This is a genomic window from Marinomonas algicola, assembly GCF_014805825.1.
In the GTDB taxonomy this organism is placed as follows: domain Bacteria; phylum Pseudomonadota; class Gammaproteobacteria; order Pseudomonadales; family Marinomonadaceae; genus Marinomonas; species Marinomonas algicola.
The window spans coordinates 3,075,360-3,101,356 of the sequence record NZ_CP061941.1; the positions used below are offsets into that span (position 1 = coordinate 3,075,360).

Sequence of the window (25,997 nt, forward strand, 5' to 3'; positions counted from 1 at the left end):
ATCAACACGCCTTTTAAAGTCCTCTGTGTAAACCTATCTAAAGATCATATTGCTGTAATTGATCTTTAGATAGGAGTTTTACGGTCTCACTTTCTGTATCAAATAACAAAAATGCACTTTTTGATGATAATAAAGCCAACGCTTCTGCAACTTTTTCTTCTAAAGTAAGATCGTAGTTTCCGTAATCGGTCCCATCACGAGTAACAATTTCTTCCAATATCCTGTTTAAAGTTTCCTTTTCTAAAGAATGATGTGGAATCAATGTGTCCATTACACCTCTCCGTATTCTGATAAAAACGTCATAAGTTGAGATTCATCCATAATTGAAACGTCAAGTGACTGGGCTTTTGTTAACTTAGAACCGGCTTTTTCACCTGCAATTAAACAGTCTGTTTTTTTAGAGACAGAGCCACTCACTTTAGCCCCTAGTTGAATTAGCCGCTCTTTTACTTCATCGCGGTTCATTTGACTAAGTGATCCGGTTACTACGTAAGTTTTACCTTCTAAAGGTAATGGACCTTGACCAACGGAATTCCGCTTAGTTTCCCAAGTAATTCCCGCATTAATCAAGGATCTGATCGTTTCGACATTATTTTCTTGTTGGAAAAATAACCTTATATGCTGAGCAACAATAGGGCCGACATCCTCCACATCGATTAATTCTTCTTCCGTGGCTGACATCAACTCATCTAAGGTTTTAAAATAGGACGTTAAGGTTCTTGCAGTAGCCTCTCCGACTTCTCGAATACCTAAAGAATAGATAAACCGATTAAATTGCGTTTGTTTGGCTCTTTCAATAGAATTCAATAAATTATCTAAGGATTTTTGCCCCATTCGTTCAAGATTAAGCAGATCCGTTTGTTTTTCTTTCAATAAAAATACATCGGCAGGTGAAGAGATAAAATCCAGTTCGACTAATTGCTCAACTAGCTTGTCACCTAAGCCATCTATATCCATCGCCTTACGCGAGACAAAATGCTTTAACGCCTCTTTACGTTGAGCCGCACAAATAAGACCACCAGTACAGCGAACCACAGCCTCACCTGGAACTCGCTCTGTATCAGAACCACATACTGGACACTGTGAAGGATAAATAACGTCGTAAGAATCATCAGGCCGTTTTTCTTCAACCACTTGTACTATTTGAGGAATAACATCCCCAGCACGTCGAATAATCACATAATCTTTTACTTTCACTCCCAATCGAAGCATTTCATCCTTGTTATGGAGGGTGGCATTTGAAACAGTTACCCCGCCAACAAAAACAGGTGTTAAACGAGCAACAGGCGTGATTGCACCCGTTCGACCTACCTGAAAATCGATGTCTTCAATTTGTGTCATTTCTTCTTGGGCGGGAAATTTCCTCGCTATCGCCCAACGAGGTGCTCTTGCTACAAAACCTAGACGCTTTTGATCCTCTATTGAGTCAACTTTATACACAATACCATCTATATCATAAGCAAGTTCATTCCGGATGGACTCAAGTTTGGCATAGTATTCAATACACCCTTTTATACCATTCACTTTTTCCATTAAAGGGTTCACTTTGAACCCCCAATCATTAAGAGTCGATAATGAGTCAAAATGGCTACTAAACGAACCGTGCCCTTCTATATAGCCTATTGAATAAACACACAGAACCAATGGCCGGCTAGCGGTAATTTTAGGATCTAACTGCCTTAATGACCCAGCCGCCGCATTGCGAGGATTCACAAACGCTTTCTCTCCCTTTTCTCGAGCTAATGAATTCAAACGCTCAAATCCTTCCTTTGGCATGTAAATTTCACCTCTCACTTCAACAACAGTAGGAGGTTCATCCGTTCGTAATGTTAAGGGAATGGAGTTCAAGGTTCTAATATTTGAAGTGATATCTTCACCGGACAGCCCATCACCACGAGTTAACCCTCGTACTAAACGACCAGACTCGTAACGTAAACTAATGGCTAAGCCATCAAGCTTTGGCTCACAACAATAATCAACATCAGCGTCACCTAGCAGCTTCACTACTCTTTCGTGAAAGTCTTCCAGTGACTCATCATTGAAAGCATTATCTAAAGAAAGCATAGGCCGTGTATGTGAGACCGTAATAAAACCTTGTGTAGGCTTTTCACCCACTCTTTGTGTTGGAGAGTTTTCTAATACCAGCTCAGGGTGCTGTGCTTCTAACGCCTGTAACGCCATATAACAACGATCGTATTCTATATCAGGAACAATCGGCGCATCTTGAATGTGATAGGCATAACTGTAATCGTTTAACAACTTCACCAAATCAGCAATCTGTTTGTTGATTAATTTTGTTGACTGATCGGTCATTCGTTTCTCTCTCTATACATTAATTGGTATGACATCGTTACACATAAAAAAGGCCACTTTACGATGGCCTTTTCATAATTTAAGTAAAGAAGGTTTATTTTATTTTTTTGAGCTTCCGACGCTCAAAGTCACGAATTCGTTGACGACTATGAGAAATAGCTTGCTCACTCATCAGATTGCGTCTTTCGTCTTTGAGTTCGCCGCCCAAATTTCTAACGATTGCTTGAGCCGTTTCCAACATAAAATCAAAAGCCATCATGCTGTTTTTTGGGCCAGGTAATCCCATAAAAAAACTGACTCCTGGAAAGGTTTTCTCACCCATAGAATCAATATTAAACGTCCCTGGCTCAACAGCATTCGCCATACTAAACTGAACTTTTCCTCGATCAAAGCCTTCTTCATGTCGATGAAAAATATCCATTTCTCCATATCGCATACCGCAGTTTAACACCAACTGCAGTAATTCAACGCCTACAAAAGGGCTATTTTCAGGAGAAAAAACATTGATTACAATAACTTCTTCAATCTCTGCGTCATAATCCTCTTCTAAAAATTCTTCCGTCGAATTGCCTGCAATCGGTTGATCGACATCTACAATAGAATAATCTCGTTCAAAGTCCTCTTGAGAAGCACTATCCGCTGTAAAGGCATGACCTTCGTCTGAATAACTTTTTCGCGTCTCTGATTCATCCACTGCGCTAAAACGTTCAGGAACAAGAGACTCAAGCTCATCAAGATGTATTTCATCATCTTTATGAAAGCTTGGGCCAGAGTCTAGCTTGTGAGGCAGATCTGTTAACGGGGCATTTGATGTTTGACGTGCCACTTCAAACGCATTATTAACCGCTTCAGAGCCCGCTACAGGACGAGCTCCGCCATTAGGTAACTCACGTTTAATGATCGCATCTTTTAAGAGAACATCTGGATCAACAACCTCATCCTCTTGAGACTCATCAAAAGCGTTATTTTTTTTATAGCGACGATAGCCATCAATCAAAATGACAATGATTATGAAAACGCCAACTGCTATTAGCCACTCACGCAAGCTAAAATCCATTATGTATTCCGAATTACATTAATAAAGTTATGCATATTATTAAACTATGTCAGCCTAGATTCAATTATAACGAGACAGGAATGATTAAAAGTTTTGTTTTTTCAATGAAAACACCTTTTTTTGATCCGATTATTTTGCCTTGAGTCAAATCGGTGTCAGTGATTTTGGCCAATTTTACAATTATGTCTACCTTTTTAGCATCGGCTAACGTTATCCCGGGCATTAAATTATCTAAATTCGTTAATTCAATAATCTGAGTAATATCATTTACCGAAAGGCGCTTAATGGCGATTGGCATAGGCTGATCAGGCAGTCTAGCATACACCAAGAAGACACTTTGCGGGTCTATGGATTTCATAGCACTCAGATCAAGCTGAATACTTAAGCGCTGTTTAATTAAGCTTGGAATATCGGCTTCGCTAATATTCCCTGTTTCTCTTGCTTTTCGAATACCCTCTAAAAGAGCGGATCGTTCATTCGGATTCTGGCCATTTACAATGGCTTTTTGCCAAGCGGTTATAGCACCTATGTAGTTTTTGCTATCAAACTCAGCAATGCCTTTAAGGCCTAATGCTGTCGCTTGATTAGGGTCTAGAAGTAACACCTCATCGACGGCCTCTTTCATCTTTTCGTTTACTTTTTGACCATTAGCATAAAAAATGGCTTGAGCATATTCAACCAACACACGAATTTTATTATCAACCTCATCACCAGGCATTTTAGCTAAAGCTTTATCGAAGGCGGGGAGAGCTTGAAGATAATCATTTTGACTTAAAAAATCTTGGGCAACAAAATACCAATCTTCTGCTCGACCATATTTATTTGCTCGAAAAGTTAAAAAATCAGACAGTTTTTCTGGAGACATCGACTTACTAGAAATGGCAGCAGTAAAAGCGACTTCTTTATGGAAGCCCAGCTTTTCATAAAGAGAAACACTTCCTAATACACTCGCCACAACAAAGATTGCTAGCATCAATTGCGTCATTCGATTATTAAGAACGTAGTGATACCCTTTAGATTTTGCGGTTTCTTCTAATGTAAGATCCTCTTCTAATTGTTGCGCTTCATTTGGACTAATACGTCCAAAAGCGACCTCATCTTCAATTTCTTTGCGTCTAATAACAGAGAAATTAGCGGCTAATTCAACTTCACTCTTTTTTGTTATCCCAACGACTGAACGTAACACATAAAAAACAGAAACGATTAATATAACCGCCATCACTAACCAGCCAAATATCATTTTGAATCGCTCCTTAATGACCGACGATTACTACGAATAATCAAAACAAAAGCAATCAACCCAAGTACCAATAAAATTAGGGGCCCATACCAAAGAAAAAAAGTGCCTGCATTATTCGAGGGTTTATATAGAACAAACTCTCCGTATCGGGCAACCATGTAATCTACAATCTCTTTATCACTGAGACCTTGCTCAATCATGCTATAAATTTGATTACGAAGATCAATGGCAATTCCAGCATTAGAGTCGGCTAGGTTTTGATTTTGACACTTTGGGCAACGCAGTTCTTCTATCAGAGAGTTATAGCGAGTTTCATGCAATGATGAACTGAACTTTAAAACAGACTCAGCCTCAGAAAAAGCGGCAGAAGAAAACAATGTAATTAAGCAGAAAAACAAAGAAAATCTCATTTAAAATACACCTTCATTGATTGCCAGACAACGTCATCCACAACACCCTGGTGACGATAAACAACAACACCTTTAGAGTTAACCACAAAAGTTTCAGGTGCCCCTGTTACTCCCATATCGACGCCAAAATGGCCTAACTCGTCTAGTAGAACGTGCGTGTAAGGATCGCCTCTTTCTTGTAACCATTTTATAGCTTCACTGGTTTCGTCTTTATAATCAATGCCAACTATTGACACATCTTGATCCGCTAATGCCATTAAATAACTGTGTTCAACACTGCAAGCTGGACACCATGTTCCCCAAAAATTAATGAGATAAGGGCCTGTGGGTAAAGCGTCATTCGTTACGATTTGATTAGAATGCAAATCAACTAAAGCCACATTTGGTAGTGGTTTATCAATTAATGCAGAAGGCATATATTGCGTATCTTTACCTAACTGCAAAAAAAACACGCTGCCTAAAACGGCAAAAGCAATTAAAGGTAGAAAAAACAACAGCTTCTTCATATTGCCGCCCCTGATACTTTTCTATAGCGTTTATCCATTGCAGAAAGCAATCCACCAAACATCATTAAAATACCGCCGAGCCAAATCCAACGAACAAAAGGCTTTACATGAATTCTAACCCCCCAAGCCCCTTCACCCAGGTCCTCACCTAGAGAAATATAGAGATCTCTAAACAAACCATTATCAATAGAGGCCTCAGTCATAACCTGACCACGAGCGTCATAAAAACGCTTTTCAGGCTTTAAATGCGCAACAAACTCACCGTCTTTCGAAATAATGATTTGTCCTTGGTCAGCAATAAAATTGGGGCCTTCAAAATGTTTAACACCATCGAACTTAAACTCATAGCCAGAAAGAACACTGACATCCCCTTTGCTCATTCGAACCATTTGTTCATCACTGCTTACACTGACAAACAAGACACCAACCAAAGAGACAGCCATACCTAAATGGGCAAGTACCATTCCGTAATAGTTTCTTGGCAACATTCTCGCTCTTGGTATAATCCCCTTAGAACCCGCGCTCACTTTTACGAACCAATCATAAAAAGTCAGTATAAACACCCAAAAAGCCACACTTAAACTGATCCAAGACATTAGTCCAAGGTCATAACTGTAAGTTAGAACAGCGCCACTAACGAGCGAACAGCCTGCCGGTATCATTAGCTTTTTTGCTAAGACATTAACAGAGGTGTTATGCCACTTTGACAAAGGTCCTATTGACATAAAGACCATAAGCAATAGTGCCATAGGAGAAAAAACACTATTAAAATAAGGGGCTCCTACTGAAATTTTCCCGAAACCCAAAGCATCGAAGATTAGCGGATACAGTGTTCCAATCAAGACGGTCAATGTCATGGTGGTTAACAAAATATTATTTAATAACAGCCATGCTTCCCGACCTGTCGCACCAAATGTGACTCTAGATTTCACTTCTGATGCCTTCAGTGCATATAGCAATAAACTACCACCCACCATTAAAAATAGCAGCACTAAAATATAGACACCTCGGGTAGGGTCAGCAGCAAACGCATGTACAGAGGTGAGAACACCTGAACGGACTAGGAAAGTACCCAATAAGCTTAAACAAAATGTAAAAATGGCGAGAAGTACCGTCCAGCTTTTAAATACACCGCGCTTTTCAGTCACGGCCAATGAATGGATCAATGCCGTACCGGCTAACCAAGGCATAAAGGAAGCATTTTCCACGGGATCCCAAAACCACCAGCCACCCCAGCCAAGTTCGTAATACGCCCACCAACTTCCTAATGTGATACCAATAGTTAGAAAAGCCCAAGAAACAGAGGTCCAGGGTCTTGCCCAGCGAGCCCATGACGCATTCAAATTACCCGTAATGAGAGCGGTAATAGCAAACGCAAATGCGACTGAAAATCCAACGTACCCCATATAAAGCATAGGGGGATGAATAATTAAACCTACGTCTTGTAATAGAGGATTAAGATCCGCCCCCTCTAGAGGTGCTTCAGGTAATAAACGAATAAAAGGGGAAGAGGTAAATAATAGAAAGGACGCAAACCCTGTGGTAACAATACCTAATACAGATAAAACGAGAGAGCGCACTTCTGTTGGAAGATTGTCGCCTTTGATAGCGACAGCACAAGCCCAACCGCATAAGATCAGCACCCACAACAATAAAGAGCCCTCATGTCCGCCCCAAACAGCACTAATTTTGAACCATACAGGTAATTGACTGTTAGAATTCTGACTAACATACAACACAGAAAAATCATCTATGGCAAAAGAATAGGCTAGAGCCAAAAAGCTAATAAAAACCAGCGCTGTCATTACATAGGTTAAAGGCCGAGCAAGTTCTAATAAAATGAGATTGCGCCTCCAATAACCATAAATAGGGAGAATGGATAAAGAAACAGCAAAAAACAAAGATAAAATTAGTGTGAAATGACCAATTTCTGGAAACATGAAAAATACCAATCAATAAGAGGTGTTAGATGAGTCTGAATTAAGCTCGGCTTGTTTTAGGGCTTCTGCAATTTCTGGAGGCATATATTCTTCATCATGCTTAGCCAATACTTCGGAAGCGATAAATACACCGTCAGCATTTAGCTTACCCTGAGCCACAATCCCCTGCCCTTCTCTAAACAAATCAGGCAATATCCCTTTATATTCAATCCTGACTTTCTCGGTAAAGTCTGTCACTTCAAAAGAAACATATAAGGTTTTATTGTCTCTTTTAACACTGCCATCTACCACCATGCCTCCAGCCCTTAACATAACGTCTTTTGGCGCTTCACCGGCCGCAATTTGAGAAGGAGAATAAAATAAATTGATGTTTTGTTGTAATGCATACATAACCAGAGCAAGTGCCACCCCAAGTACAACAACAATGCTACTGATAGCAATAATTCGTTTTTTTCTAATTGGATGCATCACTTTTCCTGCTCTCTGGTAAAACGTTTGACTAATTGATTGGTAACTTGTCTCTTTTGTTGCCAGGTTTGCCAAGCAATAGCCAATAAACTTACAGCGCTTATCCCATAAGCTGTCCAGACATAAAAGCCATGTCTTCCCATTTGAAGAAAATCTGAAAAAGAATCAAATGCCACGGTTCAATACCTCATTCTTTACCCAATTAGACCGGCGCTCTCTATTTAATATTTCTGTTTGCATACGAATCATCGCAAGACCCGCTATAAACAAATACAAACCGATACTGCTGACAAGCAGTGGCAACCACATTTCCATTGGCATAGCGGGTTTCTCAGTCAATTTGAAGGTGGCAGGTTGATGCAGAGTATTCCACCATTCAACGGAATATTTAATAATAGGCAAATTAATCAACCCAACGACACAGATCACTGAAACCGCTTTATCTGCTAAGACTTTATCATCTAAGCTATTTTGGATAGCCATCACACCCATATACAATAAAAATAGTACTAGCACTGAAGTTAGGCGAGCATCCCAAACCCACCAAGTACCCCAAGTCGGTTTGCCCCATATTGCACCTGAGAGTAACGCAATTAAGGCCGCTAACGCACCTAAAGGCGCAACCGATTTAATGAATATTGGCGCCATTTTCATTTGCCAGACTAGAAACACGAAGCCAGCAATACCAAGCCCCAAATAGCATGACTGAGCCAAAATAGCGGCAGGCACATGAATATAAATAATTCTAAAGCTGTTTCCTTGTTGGTAGTCTTCGGGAGCAAAGCCCAACCCCCAAATTATACCGACTACCAATAAAGTCACGCCGCCCAAGAAAACACATAAAGACCAACGTGATGCAAACTGAAAAAACCACTTTGGTGACCCCAGTTTATGAAACCAAGTCCAACTCATTAATTTACACTCGCTTTAATTGAAATTGCAGACATGATTGGAGAAACAACTAAGGAAACCAAGGAAATTGCTCCCAATATCGCTATTTGTCCGTCATACAGCATGCCATTCTGGGCGGCACGAATCGCCCCTGTAGAGAAAATAATAACCGGTAAGTAGAATGGTATAATAATTAACAACATAAGTACGGCACCATGACGTAAAGAAACCGTCAAGGCAGAGCCAATTGTACCAATAAGAAAGAGGGCAGGAGTGCCTAAGATCAAGGTTTTTAGCAATACATAAAAAATATCAGTAGATAGAAATAGCATTTGAGAAAGTAGAGGCGCCATGGCCAATAAAGGAACAATAACGATAAGCCAATGAATAAAAGTTTTTAACAAAATCAAAAGTGGCAGCGACAGCCCACTGACTAACCACTGCTCTAAACAACCATCATTGAAGTCTTCTTTAAACATACTTTCAACAGACATCAAAATGGCCAAAGAGGCGGCACACCAAATAATACCGCCAGCCGCAACGCTTAAAAATTCGGGAGAAGGGCTGACACCTAATGGGAACAACGTTATCACCATTATGAAAAACACAAGCGCATTAATGGTATCTTGCTTTCTTCGGAGCAAAGTGAGCAATTCACCTTTCGCAAAAGAAGTATAGTTCATAACGTTAAATCAATCTCTTTGATATGAAGAGATGCGTCTATATTTTGATGTGTCGTTAGGATAATAACACCTCCAGCGCTAATATGACTCTTCATGCGTTTTTCCAATGAATCAACCCCCTTCACATCTAAAGCAGTGAAAGGCTCATCCAATAACCACAAAGGTTTATCCGTTAACCATAGCCTAGCTAACGTAATACGACGTTTTTGCCCCGCAGAAAGTTGATTAGATGGCGTATCTTCATAACCGGATAACGAAACGGCATGCAGTGCGAACGAAATATCTTCATCACTCGCCTTCGGAAAATACCAACGGAGGTTTTCCGATACAGAAAAAACCGATTTGATTGCAGAGTGATGCCCTAGATACAGCACATCATTATGCAACAAGTCCCGATAACGACTTACGTCTTCATTGTTATAAACAATATGCCCTTCTAACGCCGGTAAGATACCAACTAGAACTTTTAACAAGGTACTTTTGCCGGCGCCATTTTCCCCATTGATTTTTGCTATATCTCCACTAACAAGAGAAAAAGACATCTCTTTACAAAGATACCTTTCTCCACGCTCAATCCAAAGGTTAGACACGCTTAAACTAATAGAAGAATACAAAAGATTTGCCTTTTCTTGCCGACAACAAGGTAGTAACGTATTTTCGTTTAAATGAAACTGCCGCTATTATAAAAGAAAGATGAAAAAATAACGACAAACGAGTGCCTTAACTAGGTCAATTTAATGATGTTTGATATTAGTAAACTGAATTCATCGTCTTCTCAGGCAATCAATAGCCTCAAGGGACAACCAACAAAAGAACTTACTGGCACCCTTGCTAAGCTTTCAAGTGAGCTTAAATTAATAGAAAGCTTGGAACTTATTAAAGTAAACAGTGCAAAAGATGTCACCTTCCAACAAAAGCCAGCGCAAATTATTGAGGTTAGTACAAAAGCACATCAAAACTTTAATCTAATCAACACCCAAAATAAGTTAGATCTGCAAAATGGAGACACGCTTCAACTACACGTTCAGAAAAATGGTGATCGAGCTATCATCTCTCTGATAAATCAAAATAACCGTACACCAGTACCCACATCACCAAACAAGCATACACATTCATCTGAGCAGACAGTTCAGAAAATGTTAACAACAGAAGCCAGCAAGAACCTAATTCAAAACAATCATCAGAATCAAAGTGCAACGACTCAAAATAGCTCAATTCAAAAGCACGGTTTAGTCAACACAACATCCAACATAACAAAGGATGCAACACCTACGATTCTCACCTCATCGACTGTGGACTTAACTCAATCAAAACCCAACAAGGTTAACACTCTCTCAGTGAGTTCACTCAATAATACAGCGAATGCTCAATTAACGATTTCAGACATTAAGCTACCTGTTAACATCCTATCAAAGACAATCCCTTTAACCGTTTTATCCATTTCTCAAACTACTACAAGCTCTGTTCATAATACTTCTATGCCCCTTGCGGAGGTAAAGACAAGACCAAATACAACGACAACACAGTCGCCCAATACAACCCCCCCTAATCCATCAGTACAAAGTAGCCAATATACTCAAGATCAAACAAAAATGATTCAGAGCCAGCAAACAGCCAATCACTCTGTAAAAACACCCACCCAGATACCCAGCTTTTTAGTAGAAGTGAGTGACGGTGAAGAAACTTTTACCATCAAAACATTGCATAGACCAGAAATCGGATCAAAAATGGCGGTAATGGTTGATACAAAAGGACAGGTTCAACTCCTTCCAAAAGAAACTCTACCGTCTATTAATACACCAGTGGAGGACGGCTTAAAGGTAAGCTTACCAAAACAGCTTAACCTACAAGAAATCAATCAACTGATAAAACAGTTGGATACCCTCTCACAATCAAGTCAGCTTGGCAGCGAAAAGCTTCAACAAACCTTAACAAAATTAATTTCAAGCATCCCAAATTTGACGACGTTAGTTACTCATCCTGAGTCTTTAAAACAAACTTTCCAGCAAAGTGGTTTATTTTTAGAAAGTAATTTAGCGAAAGAAACCCCTTCAATTGAAAAAGACATAAAACTAAATTTTTTAAAGCTCCAAGCCGCCATATCTGAAATGAGTAGCACTAAACTTCCCTCTCAATTTGACCTAGTAGAAAATGCCATTGAAAGAATCACCACAAATCAATTAAAGCATTTAGTTGAAACAGTGCGAACTGAAAGCCAACTCTTTCCATTACACATGGAACTACCGATCAAACATGGAAACAGCAGCTCTTATGTTCAATTTGAAATCGATAAGGATGCAAGCGAAATTGAAAATCATGACCAGGAGAAAAGACGTTGGCTTGTAAAGTTAAAGTTTGATTTTCCTGAGACAGGTAAAATTGAAGCGCGTTTAAGCATTAAGGATAATAAAGCCGATCTCATTTTTGTAGCCGAAAACAAACACACCGAACTCAAAATTCGCTCTCAATTAAGTCAAGTAAAAGCAAATTTAAAAACTAAAGACATCGAGGTTGAGAGGATCGATTGCTTTTGTGCTCCATTAGACAGTGAGCCAAAGCAAATCATAACAAAAAGATTAATTGATGTGAGAACATGATGAAAAAAGCGGTTGCTCTACAATACGACTTCCAAAATGCGCCGAAACTTACTGCCAAAGGCACTGGATTTATGGCGCAGCGGATTATGGAAGTAGCGAAAGAAAATGGTGTACTGTTACACAAAAGTCCAGAACTGGTTGAAATGCTCAGTACACTAGAACTCGGAGATGAAATACCTGAGACTCTCTACCTTGCTGTAGCGGAAATTATCGCGTTCGCCCATCAACTTAAAAGTTAAGTAAACCTTTGATCTGATGGCCGACGAGACTCTTTATGCAACAGACTAATCAGCTCCGCTTCAGCTCGAATCAAACCACATTTTGATACTAAATCATCTACTGTTGCACCTAATGCTAGCAGTTCCATTGCTCTATTGTAGGAAACATTACCTTCTTTTGATAAAATTTCTGACTGCCTTTCTACGGCAATATTTAATTTTTTCTCAATAGCGACTAATCGTCTACCCATACCGATTGAGCCAGAAGCTAACACTTGAATTTGTTTTTTTTGATTTTGATCCGCATCAAGTTGCGTATTCGTTAGACGTTTCAACCTCTTTGATAAGGAATAAACCCAAAAACTCACTCCTATCAGAATAAGAAACTGCACAACCAAAATAAGGTTAAATAACCATTGAGATTCCATGAAGCAATTACAACCTTAACCTACATTGAAGAAACTTCTTGCCACTCTTCTTCTGATAACAGTTTATCCAAATCCACCAGAATAAGAAGCGTATCGTTTTTATGACATACGCCTTGAATAAATCTTGAAGATTCGTCATTCCCTACATTAGGTGAAGGCTCAATTTCGGATTGGCGTAGGTACACAACTTCTGATACCGCATCAACTAATATTCCTATAACATGACCTTCAACTTCAAGAATCATAATACGAGTCGAGTCTGTAATTTCCCCTGTAGGCAAAGAAAAACGTTGACACGTGTCAATAACAGTGACAACACTCCCTCTAAGATTAATAATACCGAGGACGTAAGATGGGGCACCAGGTACGGGAGCAATTTCTGAATAACGTAACACCTCTTTAACCTGCATTACATTAATACCGTATATCTCATTTTCCAAACGAAAAGTCACCCATTGTAGAATCGGGTCTTCATTCGATTGAACTGCTTTACTCGTTGTTAAAGACATAACTAAACCTCCAACATCATTAAAAAGATGTTATTTTAAATGGGCTTTAAAACCGTTTTTTGGGTCATTTAATAGTTCAATAAAACCTTGAATATCAAGAATAGCGCACATATGTTCAATTACCGTTCCAGCTAACCAGGGTCTTTTACTCCTGTCAGAGCGCCATTTAACGGCTGAAGGCTCTAGCGTTATCGCTTCCGCTACGACCTCACAAGCAAGACCCCAATCAGATCGATCAAGCTGTATTACAAATTTAAAGTTTTCTTTAAGATCACCTTGATAGTGATTTGGCATTACCCATAAAGCGGTATCTACTGTTCTAATATGCTTATCGTGTACAGTTGCCACACCCAAAAACCATTTTGGTTGTCCAAAAAGTGGTGTAAGATTTGATTTGTCAGCCTTTTGAATACCTCCAAGCTCTACTAACGGAACGGCCATTTTCAAGCCACCAACTTTAAAAAGAAGGCATTCAAATCGACTTTTAGCCCATGGCAAAGGGTCTGTTTTGGATAAGACTGGAGCCGTATCTTCAACCTGATTATCGGCATCAATAAGGTCATTCAAATCTGACTTAATTGTAGGTCTTAATCGTTTCGGTTGCACTGGAGATGGCAGAGAAACGTCTTCTATTCGTGAAGAGCCATCAAATTCGAAATCAGCGGTTTCAGCAACGGACTTTTTTTCTTCTGACTCAAGACTCAAACCGTCAGGGTGATTATCGGACTCCTTACCAGCACTTTCTAAAACAACCTCATCATAGTCAACTTTTGTGCCCTCATCGTCCTCTTTCACGGCCTCTTCATGCACAGAAAGAGAGTCCTCAGCCTTGTCTACAACCTGATGCATACTTGCATCTTGTACAGCGGCTTCGAAATCAGCAAAGGCAGCATCTAAATTATCAAAATCGTTCTCATCCCAAGACTCTTCCTCAACAGCAGCCATCTCGCTAAAGGGCTCCGCAGAAGAAAGATCAACTTCTACTTCAGTTTCCTCAACGCCGTCTTTTTCATAATCAAGAGAGAGACGCTCATTGGAAGTAGAGAAAGCACTTTCATCCGCGCCGTCATCGACCTCTGTCGAGTCAGTCAGACTTGAAGAGGTATCTAGAGAAACACTTTCTAAAGCACTCTCTGCATTTTCCTCTTCCGTTGGGTTGGTGTCATCTTCATTAGCTAACTCATTTAAATGAGAAATTGTGGCTTCTTGAAGCAACTCATCCAAATATCTCTGAACGGCAAGCTGTGGTCCAATTAACTCATCTTCTTCTGTTGGCTTAAATTCTTTCATGATCAATTCACAGGGTCTTTCAACGTACTAATTAGACTGGCGTAAGCCTTTATTCCCCTAGCACTGCTATCTAAGGCCGAAGGTGCAATACCAGCTGTACTGGCATCTCGTAACTTAGTATCAATTGGTATTACAGAATGCCAAACAAGGTCGTCATAAGTATCTTTAAGACTTCTTAAACTCTTATTAGAAGCTTGAGTTCGTCGATCAAAAAGAGTGGGTACAATAATATAAGGCACGGGTTTTTTTCTTGCTCGATTTATCATGGTCAATGTTCTAACCATCCGTTCCAAACCTTTAATGGCTAAAAACTCCGTCTGAACAGGTATCACCAGTTGCTGACAAGCCGCTAATGCATTAATCATCAAGACACCTAATACCGGTGGACTATCGATCAATACATAATCATAATCATCCCATAAAATGGCAAGCGTTTTAGAAATAACTAACCCCATTCCACCTTGGGCCTGAGCATGACGCTCCAATGTAGCTAGAGCAGTAGAAGATGGCAGTAAAGATAAGTTAGGATGACCGGTGTCTAATACCAACTTTTTAGGAAGCTCCTGCGTAATTTTACCTTGAACTTGGAATAAGTCATACACACTGTGTTCTATAGAATCCGGATCAAATCGAAAATAACTCGTTAAAGATCCATGAGGGTCTAAATCAACCATGAGCACCCTATGCCCCTCATCCGCGAGCAGGCCGGCAAGAGACACCACAGTCGTTGTTTTGCCAACACCTCCTTTTTGATTCGCTACAGCCCAAATGTGCACAATTGACCCCTAAATTATTACTGTTTTTTTCTGGCATAATTCTATTATCATAAACAGCAATAAGCTATTTAAACAAGAGATCATACACACCAACATTATCCGTTTTGCTTATTTTTAATGTTACACGCCGGTTCTGCTCTCTGGCAAATTCATTAGTATTTCTTACCTGTGGTTTAAAGCTCGAAAAACCGATAGGTGCAATGTACTCCGGTGGAATACCTCTAAAAACCATTTCATCAACAACTGAAGAGGCTCTTTCTGAAGAAAGATGCCAATTTGTTGTGTACTGTGACGAGTTTATAGCTAGATCATCTGTATGACCTTCAACAATAATGGGGTATTTAAACTGTTTCAAAAATTCAGTCAAAGAGATCAATATTGCAACCGCATCATTAGTCAACTCATATTGACCTGTATCAAATAGTAAGCCAGATCTTAAATCAAGATTAATCCAATTTTTATCTTCTGATAAACTAATTAAACCTGCTGACGAGTACTCATCCAATTGATTCGCAATCAATTGACTAAGCTGGTTAAACAATATCGAAGAAGACTCTGGAGCATTCACTCCAGGTAACTCGGCGTCCTCAGACTCCGCTGGATCGACCTCAAACATTGACTCAGATTGAGGGTCATTTGTCGTTGGGTCACCAATTGATATTGGCTTTATTGATTTCTGAACAGCATCAAAAATGCCCTCTAGCGTCTCACTTATTAATTTATCATCACCTGCGTTCTGTATAGATATAGAATATAAAGCAACAAAAAAAGCAAAGAGTAAGGTGATAAAATCCGCATAAGAGAGAATCCAACGATCCTTTGATAACCCTCTTTTTTTTGATTTAAAAGAAGGTCTTTTCACTCTTGCCTTTCTGGTTAATTCATCTGTTTCACTCATAGCCACTAAGCTCAACATCTAGCCTCTGCGGATGCTTACCAAGCGCTATTCCGTGAATACCATCTATTAACAATTGGTTGTATAACAATTCTTGATCGGCATAAAACGCCACCTTCTTAGCTAATGGGAAAATAACTAAATTAGCAAAACCTTGACCGTATAACGTTGAAACAAAAGCAACAGCAATGCCATGACCCAAAGCTTCGGGGCTGTTTAAATTTGCCATCGCTTGAATTAAACCAAGAACGGATCCCATAATACCAAGAGTAGGTGCATAACCACCAATAGACTCCATAAATTCAATTGCAGATTCTCTTTTTTCTCGCAAACGAATTGCTTCATCATGCATTCGCTCAGTTAATTCGTCCGCATCAGTACCATCAACAGCCATTTGAAGCGCTCTGATAGCAAGCGCACTATTCAAATTACTGACGTCATTATCAAGTGAAACAAGAGACGTTTTACGTGCTTTTACAGCAAGCAGGAATATAGATTGCCGTGCATTCGATAAATTGTAACGAGGAGGAAATAAAGTCCATTTGAACATTGCAAGAGAACGCAATGAGTTAGATAAGGTACTTTGAATTAAGGCAGCACCAATGCTACCTATAACAACAATGATAGCTGATGGCAGGTTCAGAAGTAAAACAAGCTCCCCTCCACCTAGCCAATTCGCCAAAAAAACTGACGTAAACGCAATTATAAGTCCAGCTAAGGTTAGAAGATCCAACGTTAACTAACCTCTTTAACAATTCGATGGCCTATATCGTCTAAATCAATCACATCATCCGATAAGTTTGCTTTTTCAATAGCCATGGGCATGCCATAGATAACACAGGTTGATTCACTCTGAGACCAGACTTTAGAACCAGAGTTTTTTAACATCCTGGCACCTTCTCTGCCATCCATCCCCATACCCGTCATAACAATTGACAATACTTTCCCTGGGTAACATTTAGAGGCAGAACCGAAAGTAACATCAACAGAAGGTTTATAGTTTAACCTTTCATCTCCATCTAAAATGCGCACACAACCACCATTACGAGAATCAATCATCATTTGCTTTCCTCCGGGCGCGATAAGGGCAACACCAGGTAGAAGCTTGTCGCCATCGTGCGCTTCTCTAACCGTAATCTGACAAATTTGATTCAAACGATCCGCAAATGCCCCCGTAAAAGCGGCTGGCATATGTTGAACAACCACAATAGGAACAGCAATATCATGAGGTAATTTCGTTAAAACGTTTTGCAATGCCATTGGCCCTCCAGTCGATGTACCGATGGCAATTAAGCCAACTTTTTTACGAGACCGAGGTATAATGACACCCCTTTCCGTAACAATCGGAGCGGAAACTTTTTTAGGCGCCGCTTTATAAACAGGCTTTTCACCTAACATAACGGTTGTTCTTGAAACCGTTAAGACACGTTCAACTAGGGCATGCTTAACAACCTTTGAATCGCGCGAGATATCTTCAAAGTTTTTAGGCATGAAATCAACTGCGCCTGCCTCCAATGCATCAAGAGTCACTCTTGCCCCTTCATGAGTCAGCGAAGAAAACATCAAGACAGGAGTCGGGCGTAATTTCATGATATTGGCAACGGCCGCAATACCGTCAAGGACTGGCATTTCATAATCCATTGTCACAACATCAGGCTTAAGAGACTGAACCTTATCGACAGCCTCTTGCCCATTTGTTGCTGTTCCGATTACTTTAAGGCGAGGGTCTGCTTCAAAAATTTCAACCAATCGTCTTCTAAAAAAACCAGAATCATCAACAACAAGTACTTTTACTGGCATATAGCCACTCCTAAAACCTTTTGACTATTTAGTGCGTTGAAGCATAATTTTTTAACATACTAGGAACGTCTAGAATTAATGCAATTCTTCCATCACCTGTTATTGTTGCGCCCGCCATTCCAGCGGTACCTTGAAGCATTTTTCCAAGAGGTTTAATAACAACTTCTTCCTGACCAACCAGTTGATCAACGACAAAACCTACTTCATTTATGCCGACTTGCACAACAACTACATGAGCTTCTTCTGGTGCATTTTCATCCGCTTTACCTTTAACCAACCATTTTTTCAGATGGAATATAGGCAAAGTTTTCCCTCTAATGACAACGACCTGCTGCCCATTAACGACGTTGGTTTTCTTCAGGTTAAGATGAAAAATTTCATTTACACTCACAAGAGGAAAAGCAAAAGCTTGATCGTCAAGCATAACCATCAATGTTGGCATTATCGCAAGCGTTAAAGGAACCTTGATACTAAAACGCGAACCTTTACCTAAGACTGATTTAATATCTAAAGTACCATTGAGCTGTGAGATTTTTGTTTTCACAACATCCATCCCAACGCCTCGACCTGAAACATCAGTAATTTCAACTTTTGTCGAGAAACCAGGTGCAAAAATCAAATTAAAAGCTTCATTATCTGACAAGCGTTCCGCCGCATCAGAATCCATTAGACCTTTTTCAACAGCTTTCAATCTTAGCTTATCGGGGTCCATACCTGCACCGTCATCTTCAATAGATAACAGTATATGGTCGCCTTCCTGCTCTGCAGCGAGGATAACGTGACCCATTCTAGGCTTGCCATTTGCCTCACGTACATCAGGAGCTTCTACACCGTGGTCAACAGAGTTCCTCACCAAATGCACTAGTGGATCCGCAAGCGCCTCAACGAGGTTCTTATCTAAATCGGTTTCTTCACCTCGAAGCTCAAGATTCACTTCTTTTTTCATGTTTCTTGCTAGGTCACGAACCACGCGTGGGAATCGGCCGAAAACTTTTTTGATCGGTTGCATCCTGGTTTTCATGACGGCATTTTGTAAATCGCCGGTTACTACATCCAAATTGGAAACAGCTTTACCCATCGACTCATCGTCACTCTGTAAACCTAAACGAACCAGTCTGTTTCGAACTAAAACAAGCTCACCCACCATATTCATAATGTCATCAAGACGCTTCGTATCGACACGAACAGTCGTTTCTTGTACAACAGGAGAAGGGGCATTGCCTTTTTCTTTAGCCGGAGCGACTTCTTCAGGCTCAACATTAGCTTTAACTACTGGTTTAACCGATGCTTTTGGTTTAGCTTTTGCTTTTGCTTTCGGCTTAGCAGGCTCTGATTTAGGTTCAGCATCCGTCTTATTTACTTTCGGCTCTTCAGTTTCAGCTTCAATTGGACCTTTACCCTTACCATGCAATGAGTCAAGTAAGTTTTCAAATTCATCGTCAGTAATTAAGTTCGATTGCCCCGCTGTATCAGCACCCGCATCCGTATCATTTGATGATACGTCAGAAGATGAAGACTCTTCATCGTTGGATTGAGCACTGCCATGAAGTGTATCAAGCAATTGTTCGAATTCTTCCTCAGTAATGTCATCGGATGAGGCCGCCTCAGGAGCAACATCGTCTTCAATATCAGAAGTATCTTTTTTACTTTCTCCTACAGCGCCGTGCAGTTGATCAAGTAAAGACTCAAATTCATCTTCTGTTATTTCATCTGATGAACCCGCACTAGTCTCATCATCAGGACTAGAAGCAGGATCTGAATCAAGAGCACTTAGTAAGGATTCAAACTCATCATCTGTTATGTCAACAGATTCGTTTTGCTCGGTTTCTTCATCTTCTTCTGAGTCACCCTCATCTTCTTCAAACTCATCATCAGAAGAATCATCGTCAGAAGCGTCTTCAAGTTCGTCATCCGTAGGAGGAGACGCATATCGACTTAGTGCGGTTATAATGGCTGGGTCTGCTTTTTCCGGCTCTAGACCAGATCGAACAGCATCAAACATTTCATTAACAGCATCCAAAGCTTGAAGCACCACATCCATCAATTCAGATGTGACTTTTCGCTGACCATTACGGAGAATATCAAACACATTCTCTGCATAATGACAACAGTCGACCAAAGGAGTCAGCTGTAAAAAACCAGCACCACCTTTGACAGTATGAAAGCCTCGAAATATAGCATTTAGCAATGCTTTATCTTCTGGATTTTGCTCTAGATCTACTAATTGCTCAGAAAGCTGTTCTAGGATTTCCCCAGCTTCAACTAAAAAATCTTGAAGAATTTCTTCATCGACTTCGAAACTCATCCTCAGCTCCTTTAAAAACCAAGACTAGATAACAAGTCATCTACTTCGTCTTGACTATTCAATACTTCTGGATTGTTATCGTTTTTGATGGCTGGACCGTGACCACGAGTATCATCCTCTTCTGCAAGGGTTAATTCGTGTTCAATTCCCGAAATGCTATCAACTCGACCCGCTACAGCGACTAAGTGAACCAGTTTCTCTTCGACATCACGAATCAAGTCATTTACTTTAGTAATTACTTGCCCCGTTAAATCTTGATAACCTTGCTCGAGTAATATTGTATTAAGATTTGTATGCAAGATTGTCGCACTATCATCTGCATACGATAGAAACACATCAATTCTTTTATAAAGCTGACGAAATTCTTCAGGAGAAAGATCCCTTTGAATTAATCGCCCCCAGTCCTTGCGTAACTCTTTTGCCTGTTTTTGAAGTTCACTAGCGACAGGTACGCTACTATCAACCATATCCATGGTTTTATTAGCCGCATTACTTGTCATCTCAACGACGTAATTTAATCGATCAGATGCATCCGTAATTTTAGAGCCATTATCAGATTCATCAGTGTCTGTTAGTTCAATTTCTACAGAGTCGACTTTAAAGTCTTTAATCGCATTATGTAAGCTACGAGTTAAATTACCAACTTCGTTATAAAAGCTCTTATGCCTTGCTTCACTTAACTCTTGTATTATTTGAATAGCACTAGAAAAATTGCCTACCTCAATGCTATTTAGCAAATCGACAGCGCCATTTTTTAATATAGATTCAAAATCATCCAAACTAGAACTGGATTTATCTGACATTAGATACCCCTATTTCCCAGCGTCGATACGTTCGAAAATCTTTTCAATTTTCTCTTTCAACGCAACAGCGGTAAAAGGTTTAACGACATAACCATTCACTCCCGCTTGTGCAGCTGAAATAATTTGATCTCGTTTCGCCTCTGCTGTAACCATTAAAACAGGGATTGTTTTAAGTTTATCATCAGCGCGAACAGCTCTCAGCAACTCTATCCCTGTCATTCCAGGCATATTCCAATCAGTTACCAGAAAATCAATCGACCCTGCTTGCAATATTGGCAGCGCCGTTGTTCCATCATCAGCTTCTACCGTATTAGTAAAACCTAAATCTCGGAGAAGATTTTTAATTATCCTTCTCATTGTTGAAAAATCATCAACAATTAGAATTTTCATATTTTTATCCAATGCGACCTCCACAACCCAAAGGTAGTATTTCAAAACTCAAAATTTTATTCTCGCCAATCAATTAATTTGACCTTCAATCTCATAGCCGCTTGGCTATGAATCTGACTTACTCGAGATTCACTTACACCTAAAACTGCACCAATTTCTTTTAAATTCATTTCTTCATTATAGTACAAAGACAATACTAGTTTTTCTCTCTCAGGCAAAGAATCTATTGCCTTAATTAAAGAGTCTTGAAAATCTTCACTTTCAACACTTTCGAAGGGGCTAGACGCATTATCTGAAACACTATCAAAATTCAAACTATCGGAATCAAGCAACTCCTCAAAACTAAACAATTGGCTCGACATGGATGATTGTAATATATCATGATATTCATCAAGCTCAATTCCCATAGATGAAGCCACCTCTAAATTCGTCGCTTCACGGCCTAAGGAAGATTCGAGCTCGTTAATCGCACTTGCGACAGCTCGACCATTTCGTCTTACTGACCTGGGAGCCCAATCACTTTTTCTCACTTCATCCATAATAAAACCACGAATGCGTATTCCTGCATACGTTTCAAAGCTAGCGCCTTTATTCGATTCAAAACGCTTATGAGCTTCCAGCAGTCCCATCATGCCAGCCTGGATTAAATCATCAACCTCAACACTACTAGGCATTCTCGCTAAGAGATGATAAGCAATTTTTTTCACTAAGAAGCCATACTGATTGACAATAACGTCAACAGACAGAGGTGCATTTTTTGAGTAGGCGTCGTAGCCGATCTTAGTCTGCATAAACAATAAAAAAACAACCCAATAATTTTTAAGTTAAAAACATCATCTAGACATTACTACATAGACGATCAACAAAGTAAAAAAGTAACATAAAATTACTAACTACCGTATTTAAGAGAACTATAAAGATGACTATATTGCTCAGCCACATAGACAGCTCGACTCACCAAGTTATGAGACCTAGCCGGCTGAATATCATCAGGAATTCTTTGTCCATCAGCAACATACACTACTGGAAGGTTCTCTTCAACAATTACACTAATTGCTTCACCAAGTGAAGCCGATTCATCTAATTTACTTAAAACACAACCATCAAGCCTGACTTTTGAATATACGTCTACAACCGTTTTCAGCACCTGCCTTTGACTTGTACAGGGCAGAACTAATAATTTTTTCAAGTTGGGCCTTGCACGATTAATCATGAGCAACTGCCTTTCAAGATTCCGATCTCTAGGATTCATACCGGCCGTATCAACCAACACCAATGAGTAATCAGCATACTTATCTAATACATCATTTAAGTCTGAATATTCATTTACAACAACAACGGGGACCCCAAGGATACGTCCGAATGTCCTTAACTGCTCGTGCGCGGCAATTCTATAAGTGTCTGTAGTAACAAGCACCACACTACTATTACCATACTTTAAAACATGCTGAGCCGCTATTTTACCGATAGTGGTTGTTTTACCAACACCTGTGGGCCCCATAAAAGCAATACACCCCAGTAACTCACTGGTCTTAACCCTAGTTGGTATATGGTCGGCTAAGTGAGCAAGAACTCTATTCCAGTCATCTTCCCTACCAAGCAAATCAATATCATCTAGCAATCTTGAGATAACATTCTCAGAAATACCTAATCCCTTTAATTTGTCTCGAACTTTCAACAACTCAGGATTCACGGCTTCTTTAACGTCTAGTTTTCTCTGTTGATCCAGCTGGCCCTGTTGAGTTTGAATATTTTTTTGGTTTTGCAATAGAGCTTTGACTTCTCTTAATTCTTGCTCCATTTCCTTAAATTGCTGTTCTTTAACAGAGTTTGTAATAGATAACGACTCTTCAATTTTTGGCTCATCATTACCAGACTCAATAGGGGAAAGCCTAATTTCTTTATCTATAAAAGTAGTCTCGTCATTAGACCTTTGTCTAGCACTTTCGATTCTTTGCTTGTAAGTTAAGCTCGCTTCATCTTCGTGAAGAGGTTTTTTTCTAGGCAATTCAGCGTCTTTATAAGAAGGTCTTTGAGTATTTTTATGACGGCTATCTTCTGGAGCGGCGGACAAACTTGTAGGCAAACTACCGTCGTAATCTAAGGCAGCAACAATTTCAATCTCCCCACTAGGAAGTCGCTGATTAGACAAAATAACAGCATCTGGGCCAACAGCATCACGGACTTTCCGTATTGCTTGGCGCATATCAGGTGCTCGGAACCGCCTTATTTGCATGAAATATCAATTCCTTTGGGTTATTTTGCTTACAAATCCATAGCTTACCCGAAAGAATTAGATAAATATAGATGGATAATTACTTCAATTGGGGGATTTTATTGACCAATTACACCAACAACGGTAATTCTCTTATGATCAGGCACCTCTTGATAAGATAGAACAGCCATCCCAATCGACCCATAGCGCATAAACCGAGCCAGCATAGGCCTAATAGGCGCTGACACTATTAATATTGGCGTATTACCCATGGCCTCTTGCTGTTCAGCAGATTGTCGAAGCGATGTTTGCAATTGCTCTGCCATAGACGGTTCAAGAATCAAAGCCTCTTCATTCTTAACACCTGCCTGCTGACTTTGCTGAACGGTTTGCATTAACATTTTTTCCAATTGAGGCTCTAACGTTAACACTGGCACTTCATCCACACCATCAGCAAGCGTCTGAATAATCAACCTAGATAAGGACATTCTAACAGCTGAGGTAAGAATCATAGGATCCATAGTTTTTGGTTGGACACCCATAATAGATTCAGCAATGGTGCGCATATCTCTCAAAGGAACCCCTTCGACTAATAAATTTTGCAATACTTTTAGTAGCACGCTTACTGGTATGGTATTTGGAACCAACTCTTCTGCTAGTTTCGGGTTATGTTGCTTTAACAACCCTAATAGCTGTTGCACCTCATCATGCCCAATTAGTTCATATGAATGCTTGTGCATTATTTGATTTATATGAGTGGCTACAACCGTACTTACGTCTACTACTGTATACCCAAAAGTTTGCGCTTGATCTCTCTTTTTTGTGTCGATCCATACAGCATCTAAGCCAAATGAAGGGTCCTTTCCTGGAATACCATCTAACTTGCCAAAAACTTGACCAGGATCAATGGCGAGGTCTTTGTCTGGATGCACCTCGGCTTCTGCTAAACTCACTCCCATCAAGGTAACTCGATAAGCATTTGGCATAAGATCCAAATTATCTCGAATATGAACACTTGGAACCAAAAAACCCAAGTCTTGCGACAACTTTCTTCTCACGCCTTTAATTCTCGATAAAAGTTCACCTCCTTGTGTTTTATCTACTAAAGGAATGAGTCTGTAACCCACTTCAAGGCCTAACATATCTACAGGAGCCACATCTTCCCAGCTAAGATCTTTGGTCGCTTCAGTCGGTGCTGGAGCCTCACCTGATTTTGATTGAGCGGGTTTTACACCTGTTTTTGGTTTGCTTTTCTCTTGTTTGCGATAATCTATATAATAAGCCAGACCACCAACAACCAATGCTAAAGAAAGAAATGAGAAGTGTGGCATACCAGGAACTATCCCCATTATAGTCAATACCAGCGCCGCCACATACAAAGCCTTAGAGGAAGCAAACATCTGACTAAAGACCTGATCCCCCATGTCACCCGTTTCATTGACACGAGTCACCATTACCGCCGCCGCTGTAGAAAGCATCAATGATGGTAATTGAGCTACCAAGCCATCACCAATTGTCAGTAAGGAATAAAGCTCAACCGCTTCTGAGAAGCTCAATCCATGCTGAGACATACCAATGGCAAGCCCACCAATGATATTGATACCCAATATCATTAGCCCTGCAATCGCATCTCCCTTTACGAACTTACTGGCACCATCCATAGAGCCATAAAACTCGGCTTCAGAAGCAATTTCTTTACGCCGTTTAGTCGCCTCATCGGGATCTATCATCCCCGCATTCAAGTCCGCATCAATTGCCATTTGCTTGCCGGGCATAGCATCCAAAACAAAACGAGCACTTACCTCAGATATACGACCAGCCCCTTTAGTTACCACAGCAAAATTAATGATCATTAAAATAGCAAAGACAACAAAACCAACAACATAATTCCCCCCAATAACCACCTCACCAAAGGCCTCAATCACCTTACCCGCCGCATCCCCACCTTCGTGACCATACAGCAGAACCACACGTGTAGAAGCCACATTAAGAGCAAGCCTCATTAAAGTAGAAACCAATAGAACGGTTGGAAACACAGCAAAATCAAGTGGTCGCATTGAATAAATGGCCACTAAAAGGACAACGATGGCCAACGCTATATTAAAGGTAAATAACACATCAAGTAAAAAAGCCGGAATAGGCAGTATCATCATTGCCAATAAAGACAACAACAAGAAAGGGACGCCTAAATGCCCTGTAACAACCGACCTAACTCGACCTAACACTTGATTTCTATCTATTTCCACTTAAAGCAATACCTTAT

General features: G+C 40.0%; 26 protein-coding genes and 1 pseudogene. 2 read left to right on the top strand and 25 right to left on the bottom strand.

What is annotated here, in order from left to right; genetic code table 11:
• Nucleotides 1–37: 37 nt before the first annotated feature.
• The 12 genes and pseudogenes from IEZ33_RS14085 to ccmA all read right to left on the bottom strand — a co-directional run.
• A complete protein-coding gene (locus IEZ33_RS14085) occupies nucleotides 38–271 on the bottom strand; it encodes a YheU family protein (RefSeq protein WP_191600664.1) in 234 nt (77 codons plus the stop codon).
• On the bottom strand, nucleotides 271–2,313 hold the full coding sequence (gene ligA, locus IEZ33_RS14090; protein ID WP_191600665.1) for an NAD-dependent DNA ligase LigA: 2,043 nt from the start codon (nucleotides 2,311–2,313) through the stop codon (nucleotides 271–273). The genes IEZ33_RS14085 and ligA overlap by 1 nt, the downstream gene beginning before the upstream one ends.
• Nucleotides 2,314–2,407: 94 nt before the next feature.
• Nucleotides 2,408–3,370: a cell division protein ZipA gene (zipA, locus tag IEZ33_RS14095; protein WP_191600666.1), complete on the bottom strand. Its 963-nt coding sequence runs from the start codon at nucleotides 3,368–3,370 to the stop codon at nucleotides 2,408–2,410.
• A gap of 64 nt (nucleotides 3,371–3,434) precedes the next feature.
• Complete coding sequence (locus IEZ33_RS14100; protein ID WP_191600667.1) at nucleotides 3,435–4,610, bottom strand: tetratricopeptide repeat protein; 1,176 nt, start codon at nucleotides 4,608–4,610, stop codon at nucleotides 3,435–3,437.
• Nucleotides 4,607–5,020, bottom strand: coding sequence for a cytochrome c-type biogenesis protein (locus IEZ33_RS14105; RefSeq protein WP_191600668.1), 414 nt, complete (start codon nucleotides 5,018–5,020; stop codon nucleotides 4,607–4,609). The genes IEZ33_RS14100 and IEZ33_RS14105 overlap by 4 nt, the downstream gene beginning before the upstream one ends.
• The gene (locus tag IEZ33_RS14110; protein ID WP_191600669.1) at nucleotides 5,017–5,526 is read right to left on the bottom strand and encodes a DsbE family thiol:disulfide interchange protein; all 510 of its coding nucleotides are present in this window, start codon (nucleotides 5,524–5,526) and stop codon (nucleotides 5,017–5,019) included. The genes IEZ33_RS14105 and IEZ33_RS14110 overlap by 4 nt, the downstream gene beginning before the upstream one ends.
• Nucleotides 5,523–7,466: a heme lyase CcmF/NrfE family subunit gene (locus tag IEZ33_RS14115; RefSeq protein ID WP_191600670.1), complete on the bottom strand. Its 1,944-nt coding sequence runs from the start codon at nucleotides 7,464–7,466 to the stop codon at nucleotides 5,523–5,525. Before IEZ33_RS14115 ends, IEZ33_RS14110 begins: the two co-directional genes overlap by 4 nt.
• 12 nt (nucleotides 7,467–7,478) lie before the next feature.
• The gene (ccmE, locus tag IEZ33_RS14120; RefSeq protein WP_191600671.1) at nucleotides 7,479–7,934 is read right to left on the bottom strand and encodes a cytochrome c maturation protein CcmE; all 456 of its coding nucleotides are present in this window, start codon (nucleotides 7,932–7,934) and stop codon (nucleotides 7,479–7,481) included.
• Nucleotides 7,934–8,110 (bottom strand): heme exporter protein CcmD, encoded by a 177-nt coding sequence (gene ccmD, locus IEZ33_RS14125; RefSeq protein WP_191600672.1) that lies wholly within the window; start codon nucleotides 8,108–8,110, stop codon nucleotides 7,934–7,936. The genes ccmE and ccmD overlap by 1 nt, the downstream gene beginning before the upstream one ends.
• On the bottom strand, nucleotides 8,100–8,846 hold the full coding sequence (locus tag IEZ33_RS14130; protein ID WP_191600673.1) for a heme ABC transporter permease: 747 nt from the start codon (nucleotides 8,844–8,846) through the stop codon (nucleotides 8,100–8,102). Before IEZ33_RS14130 ends, ccmD begins: the two co-directional genes overlap by 11 nt.
• Entirely contained in the window at nucleotides 8,846–9,508 is a 663-nt protein-coding gene (gene ccmB, locus IEZ33_RS14135; RefSeq protein WP_191600674.1) for a heme exporter protein CcmB, read from the bottom strand. Before ccmB ends, IEZ33_RS14130 begins: the two co-directional genes overlap by 1 nt.
• A pseudogene (gene ccmA, locus IEZ33_RS14140) lies at nucleotides 9,505–10,104 on the bottom strand (cytochrome c biogenesis heme-transporting ATPase CcmA); the annotation flags it as partial. The gene ccmB and the pseudogene ccmA, both read right to left, overlap by 4 nt.
• Nucleotides 10,105–10,245: 141 nt before the next feature.
• On the opposite strand from ccmA, the gene fliK reads away from it, so the two are divergent.
• Both fliK and IEZ33_RS14150 read left to right on the top strand, forming a co-directional pair.
• Nucleotides 10,246–12,105, top strand: coding sequence for a flagellar hook-length control protein FliK (gene fliK / locus IEZ33_RS14145; RefSeq protein WP_191600676.1), 1,860 nt, complete (start codon nucleotides 10,246–10,248; stop codon nucleotides 12,103–12,105).
• Nucleotides 12,105–12,344 carry an EscU/YscU/HrcU family type III secretion system export apparatus switch protein gene (locus IEZ33_RS14150; RefSeq protein WP_191603654.1) on the top strand — a complete coding sequence of 80 codons (240 nt, stop codon included), beginning with the start codon at nucleotides 12,105–12,107 and terminating at the stop codon, nucleotides 12,342–12,344. The genes fliK and IEZ33_RS14150 overlap by 1 nt, the downstream gene beginning before the upstream one ends.
• Here the strand turns inward: IEZ33_RS14150 and IEZ33_RS14155 are convergent.
• The 13 genes from IEZ33_RS14155 to flhA all read right to left on the bottom strand — a co-directional run bounded on the left by IEZ33_RS14155 (nucleotide 12,341) and on the right by flhA (nucleotide 25,974).
• Nucleotides 12,341–12,751 carry a DUF2802 domain-containing protein gene (locus IEZ33_RS14155; protein WP_191600677.1) on the bottom strand — a complete coding sequence of 137 codons (411 nt, stop codon included), beginning with the start codon at nucleotides 12,749–12,751 and terminating at the stop codon, nucleotides 12,341–12,343. The genes IEZ33_RS14150 and IEZ33_RS14155 overlap by 4 nt on opposite strands.
• A gap of 20 nt (nucleotides 12,752–12,771) precedes the next feature.
• Nucleotides 12,772–13,260: a chemotaxis protein CheW gene (locus IEZ33_RS14160; RefSeq protein ID WP_191600678.1), complete on the bottom strand. Its 489-nt coding sequence runs from the start codon at nucleotides 13,258–13,260 to the stop codon at nucleotides 12,772–12,774.
• A gap of 30 nt (nucleotides 13,261–13,290) precedes the next feature.
• Nucleotides 13,291–14,550 (bottom strand): chemotaxis protein CheW, encoded by a 1,260-nt coding sequence (locus tag IEZ33_RS14165; protein ID WP_240009543.1) that lies wholly within the window; start codon nucleotides 14,548–14,550, stop codon nucleotides 13,291–13,293.
• Nucleotides 14,551–14,552: 2 nt separating this feature from the next.
• Nucleotides 14,553–15,326: a ParA family protein gene (locus tag IEZ33_RS14170; protein ID WP_191600679.1), complete on the bottom strand. Its 774-nt coding sequence runs from the start codon at nucleotides 15,324–15,326 to the stop codon at nucleotides 14,553–14,555.
• Between the two features lie 64 nt (nucleotides 15,327–15,390).
• Entirely contained in the window at nucleotides 15,391–16,224 is an 834-nt protein-coding gene (locus IEZ33_RS14175) for an OmpA family protein (RefSeq protein WP_191600680.1), read from the bottom strand.
• Complete coding sequence (locus IEZ33_RS14180; protein ID WP_191600681.1) at nucleotides 16,217–16,954, bottom strand: MotA/TolQ/ExbB proton channel family protein; 738 nt, start codon at nucleotides 16,952–16,954, stop codon at nucleotides 16,217–16,219. The genes IEZ33_RS14175 and IEZ33_RS14180 overlap by 8 nt, the downstream gene beginning before the upstream one ends.
• A 2-nt stretch (nucleotides 16,955–16,956) precedes the next feature.
• A complete protein-coding gene (locus tag IEZ33_RS14185; RefSeq protein WP_191600682.1) occupies nucleotides 16,957–18,021 on the bottom strand; it encodes a protein-glutamate methylesterase/protein-glutamine glutaminase in 1,065 nt (354 codons plus the stop codon).
• A 28-nt stretch (nucleotides 18,022–18,049) separates the two neighbouring features.
• Entirely contained in the window at nucleotides 18,050–20,326 is a 2,277-nt protein-coding gene (locus IEZ33_RS14190; protein ID WP_191600683.1) for a chemotaxis protein CheA, read from the bottom strand.
• Nucleotides 20,327–20,337: 11 nt separating this feature from the next.
• The gene (locus tag IEZ33_RS14195; RefSeq protein ID WP_191600684.1) at nucleotides 20,338–21,129 is read right to left on the bottom strand and encodes a protein phosphatase CheZ; all 792 of its coding nucleotides are present in this window, start codon (nucleotides 21,127–21,129) and stop codon (nucleotides 20,338–20,340) included.
• A gap of 9 nt (nucleotides 21,130–21,138) precedes the next feature.
• A complete protein-coding gene (locus IEZ33_RS14200; RefSeq protein ID WP_206696858.1) occupies nucleotides 21,139–21,519 on the bottom strand; it encodes a chemotaxis response regulator CheY in 381 nt (126 codons plus the stop codon).
• A gap of 56 nt (nucleotides 21,520–21,575) precedes the next feature.
• Nucleotides 21,576–22,310 (bottom strand): RNA polymerase sigma factor FliA, encoded by a 735-nt coding sequence (locus IEZ33_RS14205; protein ID WP_191600686.1) that lies wholly within the window; start codon nucleotides 22,308–22,310, stop codon nucleotides 21,576–21,578.
• A gap of 98 nt (nucleotides 22,311–22,408) precedes the next feature.
• Nucleotides 22,409–23,755, bottom strand: coding sequence for a flagellar biosynthesis GTPase FlhF (gene flhF / locus IEZ33_RS14210; protein ID WP_191600687.1), 1,347 nt, complete (start codon nucleotides 23,753–23,755; stop codon nucleotides 22,409–22,411).
• A 98-nt stretch (nucleotides 23,756–23,853) separates the two neighbouring features.
• Nucleotides 23,854–25,974: a flagellar biosynthesis protein FlhA gene (gene flhA / locus IEZ33_RS14215; protein WP_240009704.1), complete on the bottom strand. Its 2,121-nt coding sequence runs from the start codon at nucleotides 25,972–25,974 to the stop codon at nucleotides 23,854–23,856.
• Nucleotides 25,975–25,997: the final 23 nt, after the last annotated feature.

Bases quoted from the DNA above. Each gene is read 5' to 3' on its own strand.
- IEZ33_RS14175 (WP_191600680.1), bottom strand. From the start codon at position 16,224: ATGAGTGAAACAGATGAATTAACCAGAAAGGCAAGAGTGAAAAGACCT.
- IEZ33_RS14190 (WP_191600683.1), bottom strand. From the start codon at position 20,326: ATGAGTTTCGAAGTCGATGAAGAAATTCTTCAAGATTTTTTAGTTGAA.
- IEZ33_RS14195 (WP_191600684.1), bottom strand. From the start codon at position 21,129: ATGTCAGATAAATCCAGTTCTAGTTTGGATGATTTTGAATCTATATTA.
- IEZ33_RS14130 (WP_191600673.1), bottom strand. From the start codon at position 8,846: ATGAGTTGGACTTGGTTTCATAAACTGGGGTCACCAAAGTGGTTTTTT.
- IEZ33_RS14160 (WP_191600678.1), bottom strand. From the start codon at position 13,260: ATGTCTTTAACAACGAGTAAAGCAGTTCAATCGAATGAAGACCCGATT.
- IEZ33_RS14200 (WP_206696858.1), bottom strand. From the start codon at position 21,519: ATGAAAATTCTAATTGTTGATGATTTTTCAACAATGAGAAGGATAATT.
- IEZ33_RS14085 (WP_191600664.1), bottom strand. From the start codon at position 271: ATGGACACATTGATTCCACATCATTCTTTAGAAAAGGAAACTTTAAAC.
- IEZ33_RS14155 (WP_191600677.1), bottom strand. From the start codon at position 12,751: ATGGAATCTCAATGGTTATTTAACCTTATTTTGGTTGTGCAGTTTCTT.
- IEZ33_RS14110 (WP_191600669.1), bottom strand. From the start codon at position 5,526: ATGAAGAAGCTGTTGTTTTTTCTACCTTTAATTGCTTTTGCCGTTTTA.
- ligA (WP_191600665.1), bottom strand. From the start codon at position 2,313: ATGACCGATCAGTCAACAAAATTAATCAACAAACAGATTGCTGATTTG.
- IEZ33_RS14185 (WP_191600682.1), bottom strand. From the start codon at position 18,021: ATGCCAGTAAAAGTACTTGTTGTTGATGATTCTGGTTTTTTTAGAAGA.
- fliK (WP_191600676.1), top strand. From the start codon at position 10,246: ATGATGTTTGATATTAGTAAACTGAATTCATCGTCTTCTCAGGCAATC.
- ccmB (WP_191600674.1), bottom strand. From the start codon at position 9,508: ATGAACTATACTTCTTTTGCGAAAGGTGAATTGCTCACTTTGCTCCGA.
- IEZ33_RS14100 (WP_191600667.1), bottom strand. From the start codon at position 4,610: ATGATATTTGGCTGGTTAGTGATGGCGGTTATATTAATCGTTTCTGTT.
- ccmE (WP_191600671.1), bottom strand. From the start codon at position 7,934: ATGCATCCAATTAGAAAAAAACGAATTATTGCTATCAGTAGCATTGTT.
- IEZ33_RS14115 (WP_191600670.1), bottom strand. From the start codon at position 7,466: ATGTTTCCAGAAATTGGTCATTTCACACTAATTTTATCTTTGTTTTTT.
- zipA (WP_191600666.1), bottom strand. From the start codon at position 3,370: ATGGATTTTAGCTTGCGTGAGTGGCTAATAGCAGTTGGCGTTTTCATA.
- IEZ33_RS14105 (WP_191600668.1), bottom strand. From the start codon at position 5,020: ATGAGATTTTCTTTGTTTTTCTGCTTAATTACATTGTTTTCTTCTGCC.
- IEZ33_RS14205 (WP_191600686.1), bottom strand. From the start codon at position 22,310: ATGCAGACTAAGATCGGCTACGACGCCTACTCAAAAAATGCACCTCTG.
- IEZ33_RS14165 (WP_240009543.1), bottom strand. From the start codon at position 14,550: ATGAAAGAATTTAAGCCAACAGAAGAAGATGAGTTAATTGGACCACAG.
- flhF (WP_191600687.1), bottom strand. From the start codon at position 23,755: ATGCAAATAAGGCGGTTCCGAGCACCTGATATGCGCCAAGCAATACGG.
- IEZ33_RS14150 (WP_191603654.1), top strand. From the start codon at position 12,105: ATGAAAAAAGCGGTTGCTCTACAATACGACTTCCAAAATGCGCCGAAA.